General features: G+C 61.6%; 14 protein-coding genes. 4 read left to right on the forward strand and 10 right to left on the reverse strand.

Translation table 11 applies throughout. The features are described 5' to 3' along the window. Positions 1-11: 11 nt before the first annotated feature. The 5 genes from proB to ACIOTL_RS09720 form a co-directional block, all read right to left on the reverse strand. Positions 12-1,169 carry a glutamate 5-kinase gene (gene proB, locus ACIOTL_RS09700; RefSeq protein WP_105658496.1) on the reverse strand — a complete coding sequence of 386 codons (1,158 nt, stop codon included), beginning with the start codon at positions 1,167-1,169 and terminating at the stop codon, positions 12-14. Between the two features lie 3 nt (positions 1,170-1,172). Further along, positions 1,173-2,762, reverse strand: a complete 1,590-nt coding sequence (gene obgE, locus ACIOTL_RS09705; RefSeq protein WP_105658495.1) for a GTPase ObgE — start codon at positions 2,760-2,762, stop codon at positions 1,173-1,175. A 124-nt stretch (positions 2,763-2,886) separates the two neighbouring features. Further along, a complete protein-coding gene (gene rpmA / locus ACIOTL_RS09710; RefSeq protein WP_013349162.1) occupies positions 2,887-3,141 on the reverse strand; it encodes a 50S ribosomal protein L27 in 255 nt (84 codons plus the stop codon). Between the two features lie 48 nt (positions 3,142-3,189). Beyond that, positions 3,190-3,498 carry a 50S ribosomal protein L21 gene (rplU, locus tag ACIOTL_RS09715; RefSeq protein WP_013349163.1) on the reverse strand — a complete coding sequence of 103 codons (309 nt, stop codon included), beginning with the start codon at positions 3,496-3,498 and terminating at the stop codon, positions 3,190-3,192. Between the two features lie 228 nt (positions 3,499-3,726). Continuing rightward, complete coding sequence (locus tag ACIOTL_RS09720; RefSeq protein ID WP_400342487.1) at positions 3,727-6,570, reverse strand: Rne/Rng family ribonuclease; 2,844 nt, start codon at positions 6,568-6,570, stop codon at positions 3,727-3,729. Between the two features lie 606 nt (positions 6,571-7,176). Here ACIOTL_RS09720 and ACIOTL_RS09725 point away from each other — a divergent pair. Then, complete coding sequence (locus ACIOTL_RS09725; RefSeq protein WP_400342438.1) at positions 7,177-7,800, forward strand: vitamin K epoxide reductase family protein; 624 nt, start codon at positions 7,177-7,179, stop codon at positions 7,798-7,800. 260 nt (positions 7,801-8,060) lie between these two features. Then, the gene (locus tag ACIOTL_RS09730) at positions 8,061-8,648 is read left to right on the forward strand and encodes a GNAT family N-acetyltransferase (RefSeq protein ID WP_105658492.1); all 588 of its coding nucleotides are present in this window, start codon (positions 8,061-8,063) and stop codon (positions 8,646-8,648) included. 75 nt (positions 8,649-8,723) lie between these two features. On the opposite strand, the gene ACIOTL_RS09735 is transcribed toward ACIOTL_RS09730, so the two are convergent. Next, positions 8,724-9,872 carry a M14 family zinc carboxypeptidase gene (locus ACIOTL_RS09735; protein WP_400342439.1) on the reverse strand — a complete coding sequence of 383 codons (1,149 nt, stop codon included), beginning with the start codon at positions 9,870-9,872 and terminating at the stop codon, positions 8,724-8,726. Positions 9,873-10,279: 407 nt separating this feature from the next. On the opposite strand from ACIOTL_RS09735, the gene ACIOTL_RS09740 reads away from it, so the two are divergent. Beyond that, complete coding sequence (locus tag ACIOTL_RS09740; RefSeq protein WP_105658490.1) at positions 10,280-11,569, forward strand: AI-2E family transporter; 1,290 nt, start codon at positions 10,280-10,282, stop codon at positions 11,567-11,569. Between the two features lie 352 nt (positions 11,570-11,921). Continuing rightward, positions 11,922-12,128, forward strand: coding sequence for a hypothetical protein (locus ACIOTL_RS09745; protein WP_105661425.1), 207 nt, complete (start codon positions 11,922-11,924; stop codon positions 12,126-12,128). Positions 12,129-12,191: 63 nt separating this feature from the next. Here ACIOTL_RS09745 and ndk read toward each other — a convergent pair whose 3' ends face one another. Genes ndk through ileS form a run of 4 tightly spaced genes read right to left on the reverse strand, consistent with a single transcriptional unit; the run spans position 12,192 to position 17,695 of the window. Then, the gene (ndk, locus tag ACIOTL_RS09750; RefSeq protein ID WP_105658488.1) at positions 12,192-12,608 is read right to left on the reverse strand and encodes a nucleoside-diphosphate kinase; all 417 of its coding nucleotides are present in this window, start codon (positions 12,606-12,608) and stop codon (positions 12,192-12,194) included. Positions 12,609-12,648: 40 nt separating this feature from the next. Beyond that, entirely contained in the window at positions 12,649-13,083 is a 435-nt protein-coding gene (locus ACIOTL_RS09755; RefSeq protein ID WP_105658487.1) for a DUF4233 domain-containing protein, read from the reverse strand. Then, positions 13,083-14,378 carry a bifunctional folylpolyglutamate synthase/dihydrofolate synthase gene (locus ACIOTL_RS09760; RefSeq protein ID WP_388022955.1) on the reverse strand — a complete coding sequence of 432 codons (1,296 nt, stop codon included), beginning with the start codon at positions 14,376-14,378 and terminating at the stop codon, positions 13,083-13,085. The genes ACIOTL_RS09755 and ACIOTL_RS09760 overlap by 1 nt, the downstream gene beginning before the upstream one ends. A 56-nt stretch (positions 14,379-14,434) precedes the next feature. Beyond that, on the reverse strand, positions 14,435-17,695 hold the full coding sequence (gene ileS, locus ACIOTL_RS09765) for an isoleucine--tRNA ligase (RefSeq protein WP_400342440.1): 3,261 nt from the start codon (positions 17,693-17,695) through the stop codon (positions 14,435-14,437). Positions 17,696-17,759 lie beyond the last annotated feature (64 nt).

The following is a 17,759-nucleotide window of genomic DNA, read 5'->3' on the forward strand; positions in this document are numbered from 1 at the left end:
TGCTCCTCATTCTAGAAAATGGGTTCGATCAAAGCTAGGTCGTCAACATGCACTACTGATCTGTCGTAACCTTCGCCCAGCTCTTCAACCAGATCCGTGGTGTTGTGTCCGAGCATCTCGGGCAGTTCATGGGAGCTGAAGTTCACCAGCCCGCGAGCAAAGGGAGTTCCTTCCGCGTCGCAGATCTCTACGGCGTCGCCAGCCTCGAATTCCCCGCGCACGGCGGTAATGCCGGCTGCCAGCAGCGAGTTGGTTCCCTTTTCAATGGCCTTGACTGCGCCGGCATCCAGGATCAGCTTGCCTTCGATGGAAGCCAGGTACGCCAGCCAGACGTCGCGGGCCGAACGGCGGGAGTTGCGGGCGGCGAACCAGGTGCCCACATCCTGTCCGCGCAGCGCCTTGGCGGCGTTGTCGGTGCTGGTCACCAGGGTGGGAATGCCCGCCGAGGAGCTGAGGGTCGCGGCATCGACCTTGGTGATCATGCCGCCGGTGCCAACTCCGGCTGCCCCCGGGGTGCCCAGGTCCACCGCTTCGAGTTCGTCGGGGTGCTCGATGGTGGTGATGCGGCTGCCGCCGTCATCAGGGTGCGCGTCGTAGACCGAGTCCACGTCGGAGAAGAGCAGCAGCGCGTCGGCCTTGACCAGGTGGGCCACCAGCGAGGCGAGGCGGTCGTTGTCGCCGAAGCGGATTTCGCGGGTGGCGACCGCGTCATTTTCGTTCACGATGGGCAGCACGCCCAGGTTCAGCAAGCGAACCAGGGAGCGCAGCGCGTTGGTGTAGGAAGAGCGGCGCATCAGGTCGTCGGCGGTGAGCAGCACCTGGCCTACGCGCTGGTCGTACTCATCGAAAAGCTGGGTGTACTGCGCCAGCAGCAGACCCTGGCCAACGGCCGCCGCGGCCTGCTGGGTGGCAAGGTCCTTGGGACGCTTGGCCAACCCGAGCGGGGCCAGACCGGCGGCAATGGCACCTGAGGATACAAGAATGACCTCGGTACCGTTGTTGACAGTTTCAGCGAGAGTGTCCACCAGGAACTTCAACCGCTCGTGGGATATCCCGCCGCTGACCGTGGTCAGCGAGCTGGATCCAACTTTGACCACTAAGCGCTTGGCTTGAGGCAGTTGGTGGGGCGAGGTAATGGCTGAAATTGTTTTGGTGGCACTTTCACTCATACTTTAATTTTCCTCCTGGGTTGCCTTTGGTTCCGCAGTCTTTCGTCCGTACTTGGAGTCAACCGATTCGGTCCAGACGCCGGCCTTGCGTTCGGCTTCCAGCTCGGCGCGAGCCGATGCCTTGGCCGCCCGGCGCTCTTCGTGCTCGGCACGCTTTTCCTCGCGGGTCTTGCGATCGCCGCGATCCTCGAGGCGGATGTCCTCGCCGCGTCGGCTACCGCCGAGCAGTTCGGCGCCGGCAGCCATAGTCGGCTCCCAATCGAAGACCACTGCGTTGTCCTCGGCGCCGATGATTACCGCGTCCCCCGGCTTGGCGCCGGCCTTGAACAGCTGGTTTTCGACGCCCAGCTTGGCCAGGCGGTCAGCCAGGTAGCCGACGGCTTCATCGTTGCGGAAATCGGTCTGCATAATCCAGCGTTCCGGCTTTTCACCGATAACTCGCCACATTGGCTCAAAGTTCTGCTCCTCGCGGCGGATGGTGAACTCGGCACGCTTGGTGGTACGTGGACGAATCACAGGCACCTCGACTACTGGGGCTTCAACAACCTGTTCAGCGCGTGCCTGCTCTACCAATTCAGCCATAGCGAAGGACAGATCACGCAATCCGTTACGCGAGAGCGCGGAGATCTCGAAGACGCGGTAACCGCGTTTTTCCAACTCAGGGCGCACGAATTCAGCCATGTCGGCACCGTCTGGCATGTCAACCTTATTAAGTGCGATCAGCTTCGGGCGCTCGATCAGCGGCACGATGGTGCCGTCGGTACCGGCGAAGGTGGAGTCGGCTTCGTAGTTGGCCAGCTCTGCTTCGATGATGTCCAGGTCGCTGATTGGGTCGCGGTCCGCTTCCAGCGAGGCGCAGTCCAGCACGTGCACGATGGCGGCACAGCGCTCAACGTGGCGCAGGAACTCGTGGCCCAGCCCCTTGCCTTCGGAGGCTCCAGGGATCAGGCCAGGCACGTCGGCGACAGTGAAGCGGGTTTCGCCTGCTTCGACGACACCCAGGTTAGGCACCAGGGTGGTGAACGGGTAGTCGGCGATCTTCGGGCGTGCCGCGGACACGGCGGCGATCAGCGAGGATTTGCCGGCCGATGGGTAGCCCACCAGCGCGATATCCGCCATGGACTTCAGTTCCAGGACAATATCCTGGCCGGTTCCGGGAATGCCCAGCAACGCGAAGCCCGGGGCCTTGCGCTTGTCCGAGGCAATGGATGCATTGCCCAGGCCGCCCATGCCGCCTATTGCGGCGATGTATTCATCGCCCGGCTTGACCAGGTCGCCGAGGATGTCGCCGTCCTTGGTCTTGATGACGGTGCCGGCAGGTACGCCCAGGACCAGGTCCTCGCCGCTCTTGCCCGGGTGCAGACCGCCCTTGCCCGGCTCGCCGTTGCCGGCCTTGCGGTGCGGCAGGTGGTGGAAGTCCAGCAGCGTGGTGACCTGGGGGTCGACGCGCAGGATGATGTCTCCGCCCTTGCCGCCGTTGCCGCCGTCGGGACCGCCAAGCGGCTTGAACTTCTCACGCTTGATGGACACACAACCGTGGCCACCATTACCTGCGGTGACATGAAGGGTTACGCGATCAACGAATGCAGCCACGGGGCCATCTTCTCCTAGTACGGGGTTGCGAGGGTTACTCGCTTAAAAGTCTAACTATGCACGCAAGGGGCGGACCGAAATCGGCCCACCCCTTGTGTACTAAAAAATTTGCCTGTTGCCTGAATTAGGCAGCAGCCACAATGTTCACCACGCGGCGACCACGACGGGTGCCGAACTCGACTGCGCCAGCAGCCAATGCGAACAGGGTGTCATCCTTGCCACGGCCTACGCCGGCGCCTGGGTGGAAGTGGGTGCCACGCTGGCGAACGATGATTTCGCCTGCCTTGACTTCCTGTCCACCATAGCGCTTTACGCCTAGGTACTGTGCGTTGGAATCGCGACCGTTGCGAGTGGAACTCGCACCTTTCTTATGTGCCATGCCTTTTAGCCTCTTTCGCTACAAAAATGGATTCTACGATTGCCTGAATTAGGCGATCGAGGTGACCTTGACCTTGGTCAGAGCGGCACGGAAGCCCTGGCGCTTCTTGTAACCGGTCTTGTTCTTGTACTTCTGGATTACGATCTTCTCGCCGCGAAGGTTTTCTACAACCTCAGCGGTGACCGTGACCTTAGCCAGATCGGCAGCTGCGGAAGTTACCTTCTCGCCATCTACCAACAGCAAAGCTGGAAGCTCGATGGAGCTGCCTGGGGCAGCCTGAAGACGGTCAACGGTGATGAGGTCTCCAACGGAAACCTTCTCCTGGTGGCCGCCTGCGCGGACAATTGCGTACACCACGTGGGTACTCACTTCTACTCGACGTTTATTGTCTTACCGGCGCAGATATCGACCCGAACACCCACAAAGTGGATGCGATCCCGGGGATCTCATGCGCTTGTGCCTTGACGCCGAGCGGACCAAAAGTCCGTGATCTTGGCGTTTAGCACCGATCAACTAGATTACGCTAGTCCACACCGCTGGAGCAAATACAAACTGCCCCAGCGAGGGAAGCGTGATCAAGTTCATCTATTTCAGTTCGCGTACTGGAACACCCACACCGAGCATTACCGGTTGCCCGGCAGGCTCAGCTGGCTTATCTTTCTGCGAACCGGAGGCATCCATCTGAACTACCGAACCGGTAGCGGCGGATACCTCTGCCACGAGAACCTCTGCAGTCGCATCGCCCTGGACCGAGGTGGCCCGACGACTGCGACGCTTTGGCTTCGTGGAATTCTGTGGGGCTGCCGCGGTGGCGGCAACTGGGACGGAAGCCGCGGGGCTGCTGGACTCAGCAGGCGCGCTTGCAGCAGGCATGGCCAGGCCGGTGAGCACCGGCTGGTCCTGCTGTGCCGCTTCCTGCGGACGCGAAGCACGGCGTGAGCGCTTGCGCGGCTGCTCCTGGGACGTCGAGGCGGCAACAGGTTCAGGAGCAGCCTGCTGTTCCTGGTTGGCCTGAGCTTCCTCGTTGCCCGAAGCGTTTTCCTCGGACTGGTTGCGTCCGCGTCCACGGGAGCGTGAACGGCGGCGCGGCTTGCGGCTGCCGTCCTGCTCGTCGCTGGACTCATCCTGGCCCGGCAACGCTGCTTCCAGCGCTTCCAGGGTAACCGAGGCCTCGGTGCCCTGCGCAGACGCCGCGGACTTGGCCACAGGAATCTGTTCGCCCTCGATGCTCACTGCTTTTTCAGCAGCGGCATCCAGGTGCGAAGCGGCGGCAATGCTGGCCAGGGCGTTGCGCGTGGCTTCGTCCTTCTCCCCTGCTGCCGGCTCCTGCTTCTCAACTGGCTTCTGCTCGTCCTTCTCGCCGCCACGACGGCGGCGGGAGTTGCGGCTTGGCTTGTCATTGAACTTCTTGCTGTGCGCTTCGCCCTGCGAGTTGAAGGTCTTGCGCGATTCAACTGGCTCTTCGTGGGTGATGAAGCCAGCACCTGCACAGTGCTCGCACTCTTCACCGAAGACTTCGAGCAGGCCGGTGCCCATGCGCTTGCGCGTCATCTGGACCAGACCCAGCGAGGTCACTTCAGCAACCTGGTGCTTGGTCCGGTCGCGGCCCAGGCACTCCACCAGGCGGCGCAGCACCAGATCGCGGTTGGATTCCAGGACCATGTCGATGAAGTCGATGACGATGATGCCGCCGATGTCACGCAGGCGCAGCTGGCGGACCACTTCTTCGGCCGCTTCCAGGTTGTTCTTGGTCACGGTCTCTTCGAGGTTGCCGCCCGAACCGGTGAACTTGCCGGTGTTCACGTCGATGACGGTCATCGCTTCGGTGCGGTCGATGACCAGCGAACCACCCGAAGGCAGGAAGACCTTGCGGTCCAGCGCCTTGGCGATCTGCTCGTCCACACGGAAGTTGGCGAAGATGTCCTCTTCGGCTTCCCACTTCTCCAGGCGGCCCATCAGATCCGGCGCCACGTACATGACGTAGGCCTCGATGGTGTCCCAGGCGTGGTCACCGGAGACGATCAGCTTGGTGAAGTCCTCGTTGAAGACGTCGCGGACCACCTTGATGGTCAGATCGGGTTCCGAGTACAGCAGTTCCGGAGCCAGGGTCTTGGTGGAGTTGGCCTGCTCTTCGATGCCTTCCCACTGCGCACGCAGCCGGTTGATATCGTTGGTCAGTTCTTCCTCGGAAGCGCCTTCGGCGGCGGTGCGCACGATGACGCCCGCGTTTTCCGGCAGGTGGTCCTTCAGGATCTTCTTCAGGCGCTGGCGTTCGACATCAGGGAGCTTGCGCGAGATGCCGGTCATGGAACCACCTGGCACGTAGACCAGGTAGCGGCCGGGCAGGGAGATCTGGCTGGTCAGCCGGGCGCCCTTATGGCCTACCGGGTCCTTGGTGACCTGCACCAGGACCGAGTCGCCAGCCTTCAGGGCGTTCTCGATACGGCGCGGCGCGCCTTCGAGAGCCGCTACGCCCCAGTTCACTTCGCCTGCGTACAGCACGGCGTTGCGGCCGCGACCGATATCCACGAAAGCAGCTTCCATGGATGGCAGCACATTCTGCACCTTGCCGACGTACACGTTGCCGATCAGCGAATCCTGCTGGGTCTTGGAGACGAAGTGCTCTGCAAGCACTCCATCTTCCAGTACGCCGATCTGGATGCGGTCCTCGCGCTGGCGCACGATCATCTTGCGCTCGACGGATTCGCGGCGGGCCAGGAACTCGGCCTCGGTGATCACCTGGCGGCGGCGACCGGTTTCGCGTGATTCGCGGCGGCGCTGGCGCTTGGCTTCCAATCGGGTGGAACCGCGCACCGAAGCGACCTTGTCGTTGACCGAGCTGTGGCTTTCGATACTGCCACGCGGGGCGCGCACACGGGTAACGGTGTTCGGCGGATCATCCTGCGAGCCGCCCTCAAGTTCCAGATCCACTTCCCCGCGGCGACGGCGGCGGCGGCGGCGCGAAGTCACGTCGTCGGCATCGGCGTCTGCCTCGGGATCTGCGGCAGCTGCGCGGCGAGCAGGTTCCTGCTTCTTCGCAACAGCCTGGGCCAGAACAGCCTGAGCTGTTTCCGGCACGGCGAAAGGATTCAAGATCATGGTGCTGCCGTGTTCGGCCAGCAGCATGCCGGTCTGGTCAACGTCGTTCGCTTCCTCAACCGGTGCAACTTCCTGCTCGGCCGGGGCAGCGATTTCAGCGCTCTGCTCCTGGACGTCTTCCTGCTTGTCCTGGACGTCTTCCTGCTTGGCCGCGGCGACCTCTACGGCCTCGTCATTCGCGGTATTGCGCACTGCCTGCGCCCGGCGTTCGGCCTGGCGGCTGGCCCGCTTGGTGGAATCAGGGGTGGAGATCTGGGTGCGGCGGGTGGCCCGCCAGCGGTATGGGCTTTCCTCGACGCCGGCAGCGGCATTGAGTTCGGCCAAGGTCATGGCGCGACGCAGTGGTCGCGCGGGTGTGGTTGAAACACTGGTACGGCGGGCTCGTGTTGAACGGTTGCCCCGCTTATTACCTTGCGTTCCGCCCTTTCGTTGATTTGCTGCGCTCATTTAAATTCGCGTACTCCTACTATGTCCCGCTCGGGCATCCTCCACAGACGGCGCCGTTGCTGAAACTACAATCATCACGTGTCGCTTGGCCTACTTATCTTCCAGTAGTCCGGACACAAAAGCTCGCTATTTTCCGCGGGTTCGACGCTGGTCCAAATTTCTGAACCAGGCGCAAATCCTGCGGATCAACGTGGCCTAAGAAAACCGGCTGCTTTCCTTTGCAGCCCTACGATCCGCGGTATTCCCCCGGGAGGCGCACATATTGGGCACTCAACCGAAGCGATGCATCGCCTGTCGATCTGTTGTTTCAAAAGTCTGTCGTCGGGTTGAAAGCAGACTGTGGATCCGCGAACAACCATTCCCATTCTCTCATATTTCGTTCACGCCTTGTTCATTGCTTCTCACCAGATGCACAGAAATGCTTCCTAGTATGAAAAAGGCCTTGGCGGAATAACCCGCTTTCCTATGAACTTATGGAATAGTCAAAACATGGTTTCATTACAAGAAAATAGCCACGGCTCGGGCGTGTTGCCCTGGTGGGCTAAGGAACGCGGCTTCGGGCTGTTCATCATCGTTACGGGATTGATCTCTTGGCTCGCCGCCGGAATCCTGGTCCTGGAACGCTTGGAGTTGTACAAGAACCCCGACTACATCACCAGTTGCGACGTCAATCCCTGGATCTCCTGTGGCACCGTGATGAAATCCGAGCAGGCAGGAATTTTCGGATTCCCCAATCCCTTCTTCGGGATCGTTTGCTTCGCTGTTGTTATCGCCATCGGCTTCGCCCTGCTGGCCGGCGCAACAAACCTGAAGCGCTGGTTCTGGCTGTGCTTCCAGCTGGGCATCACCGCCGCTATGGGCTTGGTGATCTGGTTCTGGTCCCAGGCCCTGTATGAAATCAACGCCCTGTGCCCTTACTGCATGGTCGTGTGGGCCATGACGATTCCCTTGTTCGTGTTCACGACCGCACGCAATGTGCTTACCGGCGTGATTCCTGCTGGAGTCGGCGTGAAGAAGTTCTTCGCCGAGTGGAGCTGGATCATTACCGCCGTCATCTGGGCGCTCGTTGCCGCATCGGTCGTCCTGCGTTTCCCGCTCGCCTTCTTCGGCTAGAGCCCGGCTTCCATGCCCACCTGCGGGGCCGCTACTTCGGTAGCGGCCCCGCAGTGCTGTTCCTGGCGCTCCCCCACCCCGCCGCCAACCAGGTCGGCCGGCCTTGTGCCGCTGCTTGTTGCACCCCGGCGCGCCACCGGCGCCAAGACATCCCGCTTCGGCCTTCGATCCGCGTCAAAACGGCCATCGGCAAGGCCGGGAAGGGTTCGCCGTCAACGATCTTCCGGATACTGCCCAGCTAGACCCGGTAGATTAGAAGCATGGCAAGTGACATATGGAACACAGAAAATGCCCAGGACTACGGAATCAACCTGCTGATTTCCGAACACCTTCGGCTCCGTGAACTACAAGAGGAAGATCTTGCGTTCCTCACCCAATGGTGGAATAGCCCAGAATTCATGGCCCTGCAGGGCAACCTGGTACTTCCCCACCCGATCACCGAAGCCGCAGAACTCTTCAAATCGCGCAGCGTCAACCGTGGCACTACCGACGGCGTGGGACTTTCCATCACGCTTCCCGATGACACGCTGATCGGGCACACCGCTTTGTACGACTACAACGCGCCGGCCCGTTCGGCCGAATTGATGATCATGATCGGTGGTTCAAATGTGGGCCAAGGCTATGGCACCTTGGCCACCAAGATGATCATCGACTACGGCTTCCGCGAGATGGGCTTGAACCGCATCGGCTTGAACGCCTGGGCGTACAACGAGCGCGCACTGCGCACCTTCAACCGCGCAGGATTCCGCGAAGAGGGCCGAGTGCGCCAGGCTGGATTCCACGATGGGTCGTTCCACGACAAGATCATCATGGGCCTGCTGGCCAAGGAGTACTTCAACGCCAGGTAGTCCGCACAGGCAGAGAACGAGACCTCAACAGAGCTGGGGCCGCGCAATGCGCGGCCCCAGCTCTGCTGCGTCAGTTCACTTCTGGACCAGACCCGCATAATCGGTCTGATAGCCCGTTAGAGGCTGGTGAGGGATTTCTTCCCAGCGTTCTGGATCTTCTTGCTGGACTTCGCCCGATGCCATTCCGAGCAGCAATTCCTTGAGCGCAAGAACATTTTGGCGAATCAACTTGCCGCGGGACTTCTGCCCGAGGCTTCCGTCACTGCTATTTCCACTGGTTTCAAAGAAGACCACCGGGTTCCGATGCCCGTCGGCATTGAGCCCCCGGTAGTTCAAGCCCAGCATCATTGCAGAGACGACGCCGCCCTTGATGTCGATTTCCATTCCGTCGCCCACCTGGTAGCGGTCGATGTTGAACGCGCCGTACTTCGACAGCTCGTCATACACATGCACTTGCATCTGGCGAGTAAGCACGTCATAAGCGCCATTCTCGATTCCAGGCAGGGTCGGGCCACCTGGCGCGAGGGAGATACCGAGCGACAAAGTCACGTCATCGCCTGTACCCCACTCCTTCTTCAGGCCCTGGTGATGCACATCGACGCCGAACGCGGGATCCACCATTGTCCAGTACTCGTAATACGCCAGCGATTCGTTGGCAACGAAGCCCTCCAGCGTCCAATCGCGGTTCAGGTCGACTCTTTGCCGGTTGCCCTTGGCATCAAGCTGCGGAGCATTCGTTTCCTGATCCCACAAAATTGTCTGCCGAACATTCTCCTCCGAACCGTCGGGGTTGTACATCGGGATGAAGTGGAAGGTGTACTTGTCACGGAGCAGGTCGTAGTCTGCCGATCCGTTGGCGCCAAGCTCCTTGAGCAGCGTCAGGAGCGAGTCGGTTCCATAGGGCTCATTGCCGTGGATGCGCCCCTGCAGCCAAACGTCCTCAGGGCCGTGCCCCGCAGTTGCCACATACAGATCCCTGCCCTGTTCTGACTCGCTGACCTGCGTTCCTGCCTCTTGGAGCGTGAACGCATCAACGTCGAACCGGGAATTGGATTCGATCTTCTGCAATTCCTTGACTGTGTCTTCGTAGCTGAGAATGCTCGAAATATTTGTTTCTCCGTTAGGCGACGGGAAATTGGCATCGGCGTTGGCCGGCGCCGCTAACCCCAGCGGCGCAACGACGGCGAAGACCGCCGCACCCAGCGCGATGGATCGCTTGGACAATGATGATTTCCTGGGATCTGGCAAAGCTTTGCTCCTTGTACCGTGCGAGTGCTCGAATGGCCCGTGGTGCATTCCGATTGACTAATCCAAATGGCACCAGCCACACCTCACCTTATGTGACCTGCCGCACGATGACAATGGACCGGCGCATACCGCGACATTGCACCTCAAGAACGGATTTGCGAAAAGCCGGGCATCATTGCAGCCACCGTCGCCGCAGAGCCATTCCCGCCGCAGGAATGCCGGGGAAATCAGCCCGTGGGTGCACGAATCAAAGCCTTCGGGCACGAAAACGGGTTAGTGGCCAGTGCGAACGCCAAAAAATCAGCATTTCGGTGTTGCCTTGGGACCTTGTCAAGTCGTTAGCCTATTGTTAGAGCTATCAGAACCAGCTACAAGGAGCGACTATGGCTTTTTTCCGTAAGGTCAGGCCCGCCGCGTTGTTGAAAAAGCAACCTCAGGACGACAAGCCGACACCTGCCGAGCACCACCGTGTTCCGGCCAGGGACGCCAAACCAGATTTCACGGTCACCAGCCTGTGGACCGACTTGCTAGGACGCCTAGGCATTCGAAGCGCCCAGCTGCTGGTAGTTGGCGCGCTGGCAACATTCCTCATCATCGGCATGCTCCGCTTGACCATGATCGTGATCCCGACGTTGCTGGCAGTCATCATTTCCTGTGCGTTGTGGCCCCTGGTGGTCAAGCTGCGCAAGTTTGTTTCCCCGATGCTGGCAGCATGGATCGTTTTCCTCGGATCCCTATTGGTCCTCGGAGGCATTGGCACCGGCCTGGTCTTCTCGGTCATCAAGGAATGGCCAAAGCTCGTTGACCAAGCTGTTGAAGGTTTCAACCAGCTCAATGACATGGTTCAGGGCTTCATCGGCACGATGCCTTTCAGCGTCGACCAGAGCCAGATCGATAATGTTGTCGAAACGGTAACCGGCTTCTTGACCAGTTCCCAGTTCGGCACCGGCGCTTTGAACACGCTGAGCGCAGCAGGCAGCTTCGTGACCGGCTTGGTCCTGCTGCTGGTGATCCTGTTCTTCTTCCTGAAGGACGGCGACAAGATCTGGGCCTTTGCCGTGTCGTGGACTCCACGCCACTACCGCAACAAGTGGATTCTTTCCGGCGACCGCGCGCTGCGCACCTTCGGCGGCTACATCCGCGGTACTGCCACCGTGGCCGCAGTGGATGCTTTGGGCATCACCGCGACGCTGCTGATCGTGCAGGTTCCACTGGCCATCCCGCTAGGCGTCATCGTCTTCCTCGGCTCCTTCGTGCCGATGGTAGGTGCGACCGTTGCCGGCATCTTGGCCACGCTGATTGCATTGGTTACCAACGGACCTGTGGTGGCGCTGATCGTGCTGGCTGCCGTGATCCTGGTGAACCAGCTGGAGGGCAACTTCCTGCAGCCGGTCGTCATGGCCAACGCCCTGAGCCTGCATGCACTGGTCGTGCTGATGGCACTGACCGCAGGCACCGTCCTGGCGGGCATCGTTGGCGCCGTCCTGGCGGTGCCACTGGTGGCCGCTTCATGGGCGGTGATCAAGGTATGGACCGGGCGCGACAAATCCGATGCGGTGGCTGAAGCCAGCGAGGACATCAAGTCTGAAGTCGAGATCAGCGAAGAGCAAGCAGCTTTCGACAAACTCGAAGCGAAGGAACAGCACCAGGAATCCCTCAAGGATTCCGAGTAGCTGTTGCGGCTGGGGCGCTCCTGCACGTCAGGGGCGCCCTTCCTTTTGCCACTTAAATGCTCTTGATCGAATTATTTCCAATTAATTCTCAAAGAGTTCCTGCCCTCATCCAGCCCCGGCTTCCCGGGGTTTTCGCGCTGGGGACAAGACCGGTGGACCCGATCCCGCGTTGCCGTGGATGTGGTTTGTGTGTTTAATGTGACTGAAGTGATGGAAGTGGAGCGACGCGGGATGCGCAATCGCCTTGAGAAGTTTTGCTGCATGTCTTCGTTTTCCCCAACAGGGAAAACCCGCGCCACGCTTCGCCCGCAATCAATGTGCTAACGCGCACTGAAGACTGGGAGGTATCCACGTGCTGGAATTCAGCAATGACGGAGCAGATAAGTATCTTTCGCACATAGTCGGCCCTATCACCGACCACCACCAGGTGGTCAGGATCGGCGCTGCAGAGCAGCTGCCGCTGGACTCGACCGCACAGGCGCTCGGAAGTTCGGTGCAGCAGGCAGCTAGCCCGCAAGGAGCTATGCTCGCCCAGGACAGTTTGGATGACTGGTTCTAGGACCCGCTTCCAGGCATGAAAAATCCCGGCAGTTTCCAACTGCCGGGATTTTCGCGTTTCGATCTACTTGCCGAACCAGATGCCGATCTCGCGCTCGGCGGACTCGACGGAGTCCGAACCGTGGACCAGGTTCTGCTGGACCTTCAGGCCCCAGTCGCGGCCGAAGTCGCCGCGGATGGTGCCTGGAGCCGCGGTGGTCGGGTCGGTGGTGCCAGCCAGCGAACGGAAGCCGGGGATAACGCCCTGGCCTTCAGCCACGATCGCCACCACCGGACCGGAGAGCATGAACTCAACCAGCGGTTCGTAGAATGGCTTGCCTTCGTGCTCTGCATAGTGCTCGGCGAGCAGCTCGCGAGTAGCTTCCAGCTGCTGCAGCTTGGCGATGGTGTAGCCCTTGGCTTCAATGCGGCCAAGGATCTGTCCGGTCAGACCGCGCTTGACGCCATCTGGCTTGACCAGGATCAGGGTACGTTCAGTCATGTGACTACCTCTTCGTATCGTTGATGTACTTCTTAGGTTCTCAGGCTTGCTCGGGGTTCGCTTTTTCCCAGGCTTCTTGGGCGGCGGCGCGGCGCTTGTTCACTGCGTCGATTTCGCCGCCCTTGTTCAGCGCATACCACCAGCACAGGGCGAAGGCCGCTGCGAGGTAGAACATGTCCGGCAGGATGAAGCCGCACAGGAAGAACACTACCTGCAGGATCCAGCCGATGATGTAGCCGATCTTCTTGCCCAGCAGCGCGCAGTTGAAGATGCACAGCAGCGCCACGGCAGCGCCGAGGCTGAGCACGACCACCGGTTCTCCGCCACGCTTGAGCCCGAAGGCCGCGAGGGTGACGAACACCGCCAGCAGCGCCTCGCAGACCAGCACTGTTGATGCGAACATCATTTTCGTGGAGCGCTGCTTCTTCTTCATCCCAGGACGCCACTCGCGCTGGGCACGGGTGAGTTTAGCCATCAGGATTCGCCTCCCTTGAGCAACAGTGAAATCTCGCCCACCAGCGTAATCGAACCGGTCACCAGCACGCCGCCGGACAAGTCGTTGCCTGCCTCGGCGCGGCCCACCGACCATTCGATGGCATCTTCCAGGTCCTCGGTGACGTGGATGTCCTCTTCCGGCCAGCCAGCGTCGATCGCCATGGTGGACAGTTCGCCGGCCGGGATGGCCCGCGGCGAGGACGACTGGGTGATGCAAATGTCCTCAACCATGTCACCGTACTGCTCGCGCATGGTGTAAAGCATTGCTTCGGCGTCCTTCTCCTGCAAGATGCCAACCATCAGCACCAGGCGGGTGAAGCCGAAGGATTCCTTGATCGCCTCTGCGGTGACGCGTATGCCATCCGGGTTGTGGCCGGCATCCACCAGGATGCTCGGTGCCGCGCGGACCAGTTCCAGGCGGCCCGGGCTGGTGGCGGCCGCGAAGCCGTCGCGGACCAGATCGGCATTCAGCTCGCGCTGGCCGCCGCCCAGGAAGGCCTCCACCGCAGCCAAGGCCACGGTGGCGTTCTGCGCCTGGTGGGCACCGAACAATGGCAGGAAGATCTCGTCGTAGCGCGCCGCTTGGCCCTGGATGGACAGCAGCTGCCCACCCACGCCATGCTGGCGTTCCAGGAGCTTGAAGTCCAGGCTGTCGAAAGCTGCCGGCACCTCAAGCTCGCGGGCGCGAGCCAGCAGCACGTCGGCGGCATCCACCGGTTGCACCGAAGAGACCAGGTAGCCGCCGGGCTTGAGGATGCCGACCTTTTCTTCGGCAATCTCGCCCGGGGTATCCCCCAGCAGATCGGTGTGGTCCAAGGAGATCGGGGTGATCACCGAAACGTCGGCATCTGCCACGTTGGTGGCGTCGGTGATGCCGCCCAGGCCGACTTCGAGCACCACGACATCCACCGGAACCTCGGCGAAAACCGCGAAGGCCAGGATGGTGACAGCTTCGAAGTAGGTCAGCTTGTTTTCGCCGCGCTCGACGAGCTCGGTGTCCACGATCTGAAGGAACGGGCTGATTTCATCCCACACGCGCACGAAGGTCCCGTCGTCTACCGGGGCACCGTCAATGGCGATGCGCTCGGTGACCGAGATCAGGTGCGGCGAGGAGTAGCGGCCGGTGCGCAAGTCGTGCGCCATCAAGAGCGACTCGATCATGCGTGCGGTCGAGGTCTTGCCGTTGGTGCCGGTGATGTGGATGACCGGGCAAGCCTTGTTCGGCTCGCCGAGGATCTCCATCGCGCGGAACATCGGATCCATGCGCGGTTCCATCTTGTTTTCCGGCGCACGGGAGAGCAGTTGCGCGTAGACGCGGTCCAATTCGCTCACTAGTTGGCCTCGACTTTGCCAGAATCCAGCTTGGCCACGGTGACCTGCTCGCCATCTACCGAATCATCGGCGACAAGTTCCAGCTGCGCGGTCAGGGTTTCACCTGCCACCAGCTCGCGGTTCGCTTCCAGTGCCGCGATGGCGGCCGTGTTGGCGGTGACCACGGTGTGGATGCGATCCGATACCTGCAGGTCCGCGTCCTTGCGGGCGGACTGGATGGAGCGAATCATGTCGCGTGCGGTGCCCTCGGCAGCCAGTGCCTCGGTGACCTCGGTATCCAGCACCAGGAAGCCGCCGTCGATGACTGCCGCGGCAATTTCGCCTGCTGCATCCACCACGGTGTCCAGGGTGTACTCGCCCTCGGCCAGTTCCAGTCCTCCCGCGGTGACCACCCCGTCGGTGACCGACCAGTCCCCGGACTTGGCGCCCTTGATCGCCTGCTGCACGTTCTTGCCCAGGCGCGGACCGGCCGCACGGGCGTTCACTACCAGCTGCTGGCTGATGCCGTAGCTGGCGGCGTCGACGCCTTCGGCATCGATCAAGGTGACGGCCTTCAGGTTCAGCTCGTCCTTGATGATCGACGCGTAGGTGCCTTCCAGGCGGGCAGCGCCGGTGAGCACAACCTTCAGCTCGGCCAGCGGCAGGCGCACGCGCAGGTTCTTGGCCTTGCGCAGCGAGGAGCCCACGGAGCAGATCTTGCGGGTGGTTTCCATGGTTTCCAGCAACGCGGCGTCGGTTGGGAATTCGCTGGCTTCTGGCCAGTCCTCCAGGTGCACCGAACGTTCGCCGGTCAGCCCGCGGAAGATCTCTTCGCTGGCCAGCGGCAGCAGCGAAGCGGTGACCTTCACCAGGGTTTCCAGCGCGGTGTACAGGGTGTCGAAGGCCTGGGTGTCTTCATCGAAGAAACGCTGGCGGCTACGGCGCACGTACCAGTTGGTCAGGGTGTCCATGTACTGGCGCACGGCCTCGGTAGCATCGGAGACCTCGTAGGAATCCAGTGCCTCGGTGACTTCGCGCACCAGCTGGCCCGTGGCGGCCAGCATGTACTGGTCCAGCGGGTCGGTGGAGTCCATCGAGCGCTTGGCCTCGTAGCCGGCCCCGTTGTTGGCGGAGTTGGTGTAGAGGTTGAAGAAGTGCCAGACGTTCCACAGCGGCAGCAGCACCTGGCGCACGCCATCGCGGATGCCCTGTTCGGTCACGACCAGGTTGCCGCCGCGCAGGATCGGCGAGGCCATCAGGAACCAGCGCATGGCATCGGAGCCGTCGCGGTCCAGGACCTCGGTGACATCCGGGTAGTTACGCAGGGACTTGGACATCTTCTGCCCGTCCGAGCCCAGCACGATGCCGTGGGAGATCACGTTGGTGTAGGCCGGGCGGTCGAAGAGCGCGGTGGAGAGCACGTGCATGGTGTAGAACCAGCCGCGGGTCTGTCCGATGTACTCCACGATGAAGTCCGCCGGGTGGTGGCCGGAATCGAACCATTCCTGGTTGTTGAACGGGTAGTGCACCTGGGCGTACGGCATCGAGCCGGAGTCGAACCAGACATCGAGCACGTCTTCCACGCGCTTGAGGGTGCCGGATTCGGCGCAGCCCTCATGGGCCTTGGTCAGCTCGTCGATGAATGGGCGGTGCAGGTCAGGCAGGCCTTCGTGGTTGACCGGCATGCGGCCGAAGAAGTCCTGCATTTCCTGCAGCGAGCCGAAGACTTCGCGGTGCTCGCATTCGGCACCGGTGCATTCCCACACCGGGATCGGCGAACCCCAGTAGCGGTTGCGCGAGATGGACCAGTCGCGGGCGTTTTCCAGCCACTTGCCGAACTGGCCGTGCTTGACGTTGCCCGGGATCCAGTTGATCTGCTCGTTCAGCTCGACCATGCGGTCCTTGAACTTGGAGACCTCGACGTACCACGAGGAGATCGCGCGGTAGATCAGCGGGGTGCGGCAGCGCCAGCAATGCGGGTAGGAGTGCTCGTAGGAGGCCTGCTTGACCAGCTTGGCCTCGTCCTTGAGCACATTGGTGATGGTCTTGTTGGCGTCGAAGACCTGCACGCCGGCGATCTCGGCCAGCGGGCCGTTGCCGAAGACCGGCAGGAACTTGGCGCCCTCGTCTACCGAGAGGATCACCGGGATGCCGTGCTCTTCGCAGACCTTCTGGTCATCCTCGCCGTAGGCCGGAGCCTGGTGCACGATGCCGGTGCCGTCGGCCACGGTGACGTAGTCGGCGGTGAGAATCTGCCAGGCGTTTTCGGTGCCGTACTTCTCGGTGTCGGTGTACGTGTCCCACAGCGGCTGGTAGCGCACGCCGGCAAGCTGCTCACCGGTGTAGCTGGAGGTGATGGCCGCAGCGGCTTCCTTGGCATCCTTGTAGCCCAGGTCCTTGGCGTAGGAGCCCAGCAGGTCGCGGGCCAGCAGGAATGGCCCGGCGGCGGCCGAAGCCTTCACGCCGGCCTCGCCTGCAGGAACCACGACGTAGTCGATCGCCGGGTGCACGGCCAGTGCGGCGTTGGTTGGCAGGGTCCACGGGGTGGTGGTCCACGCCAGGGCCTGCACGCCGGCAAGTGCCTTGGAGGCTTCGGTTTCACCGGCAAGGATGGTGAAGCCCACGGTGACGGTCTGGTCCTGGCGGTTCTTGTAGACGTCGTCGTCCATGCGCAGCTCGTGGTTGGACAGCGGGGTCTCGTCCTTCCAGCAGTACGGAAGCACGCGGAAGCCCTTGTAGGTCAGATCCTTGTCCGAAAGCTGCTTGAAAGCCCAGATGACCGATTCCATGAACTCGACGTTCAGGGTCTTGTAGTCGTTTTCGAAGTCGACCCAGCGAGCCTGGCGGTTCACGTACTGCTTCCACTCATCGGCATACTTCATCACCGAGGTGCGGCAGGCGTCGTTGAACTTGTCGATGCCCATGGCTTCGATCTGCTTCTTGTCGGTCATGCCCAGCTGCTTCATGGCTTCCAGCTCGGCTGGCAGGCCGTGGGTGTCCCAGCCGAAGCGGCGCTCCACGCGCTTGCCGCGCTGGGTCTGGTAGCGCGCTACCAGGTCCTTGACGTAGCCGGTGAGCAGGTGGCCGTAGTGCGGCAGGCCGTTAGCGAAGGGAGGGCCATCGTAGAAGACGAATTCTTCGCCCTCGCGCTGGTCAATGGAGGCCTGGAAAGTGTCGTCGTTCTTCCAGTATTCGAGGACGCGCTTCTCAAGATCTGGGAATCGCGGTGAAGCCGGGGTCGAACCGGTTGGGTCTGTAGTGACCTTCGGGTAGAAGCTCATCGAATGGGCCGTCCTTCAAGCGTAGGGTCGATAAATCCTTGCCTACGAGGACGGCACGAATGCC

Origin of the sequence: Glutamicibacter sp. NPDC087673, assembly GCF_044743255.1 — a bacterium.
Taxonomy (GTDB): Bacteria; Actinomycetota; Actinomycetes; order Actinomycetales; family Micrococcaceae; genus Glutamicibacter.

Coding starts and splice junctions, on each gene's coding strand:
- proB (WP_105658496.1), bottom strand. CDS start 1,169: ATGAGTGAAAGTGCCACCAAAACAATTTCAGCCATTACCTCGCCCCAC.
- rpmA (WP_013349162.1), bottom strand. CDS start 3,141: ATGGCACATAAGAAAGGTGCGAGTTCCACTCGCAACGGTCGCGATTCC.
- ACIOTL_RS09720 (WP_400342487.1), bottom strand. CDS start 6,570: ATGACCTTGGCCGAACTCAATGCCGCTGCCGGCGTCGAGGAAAGCCCA.
- ACIOTL_RS09725 (WP_400342438.1), top strand. CDS start 7,177: ATGGTTTCATTACAAGAAAATAGCCACGGCTCGGGCGTGTTGCCCTGG.
- ACIOTL_RS09730 (WP_105658492.1), top strand. CDS start 8,061: ATGGCAAGTGACATATGGAACACAGAAAATGCCCAGGACTACGGAATC.
- ACIOTL_RS09740 (WP_105658490.1), top strand. CDS start 10,280: ATGGCTTTTTTCCGTAAGGTCAGGCCCGCCGCGTTGTTGAAAAAGCAA.
- ndk (WP_105658488.1), bottom strand. CDS start 12,608: ATGACTGAACGTACCCTGATCCTGGTCAAGCCAGATGGCGTCAAGCGC.
- ACIOTL_RS09755 (WP_105658487.1), bottom strand. CDS start 13,083: ATGGCTAAACTCACCCGTGCCCAGCGCGAGTGGCGTCCTGGGATGAAG.
- ACIOTL_RS09760 (WP_388022955.1), bottom strand. CDS start 14,378: ATGGAACCGCGCATGGATCCGATGTTCCGCGCGATGGAGATCCTCGGC.
- ileS (WP_400342440.1), bottom strand. CDS start 17,695: ATGAGCTTCTACCCGAAGGTCACTACAGACCCAACCGGTTCGACCCCG.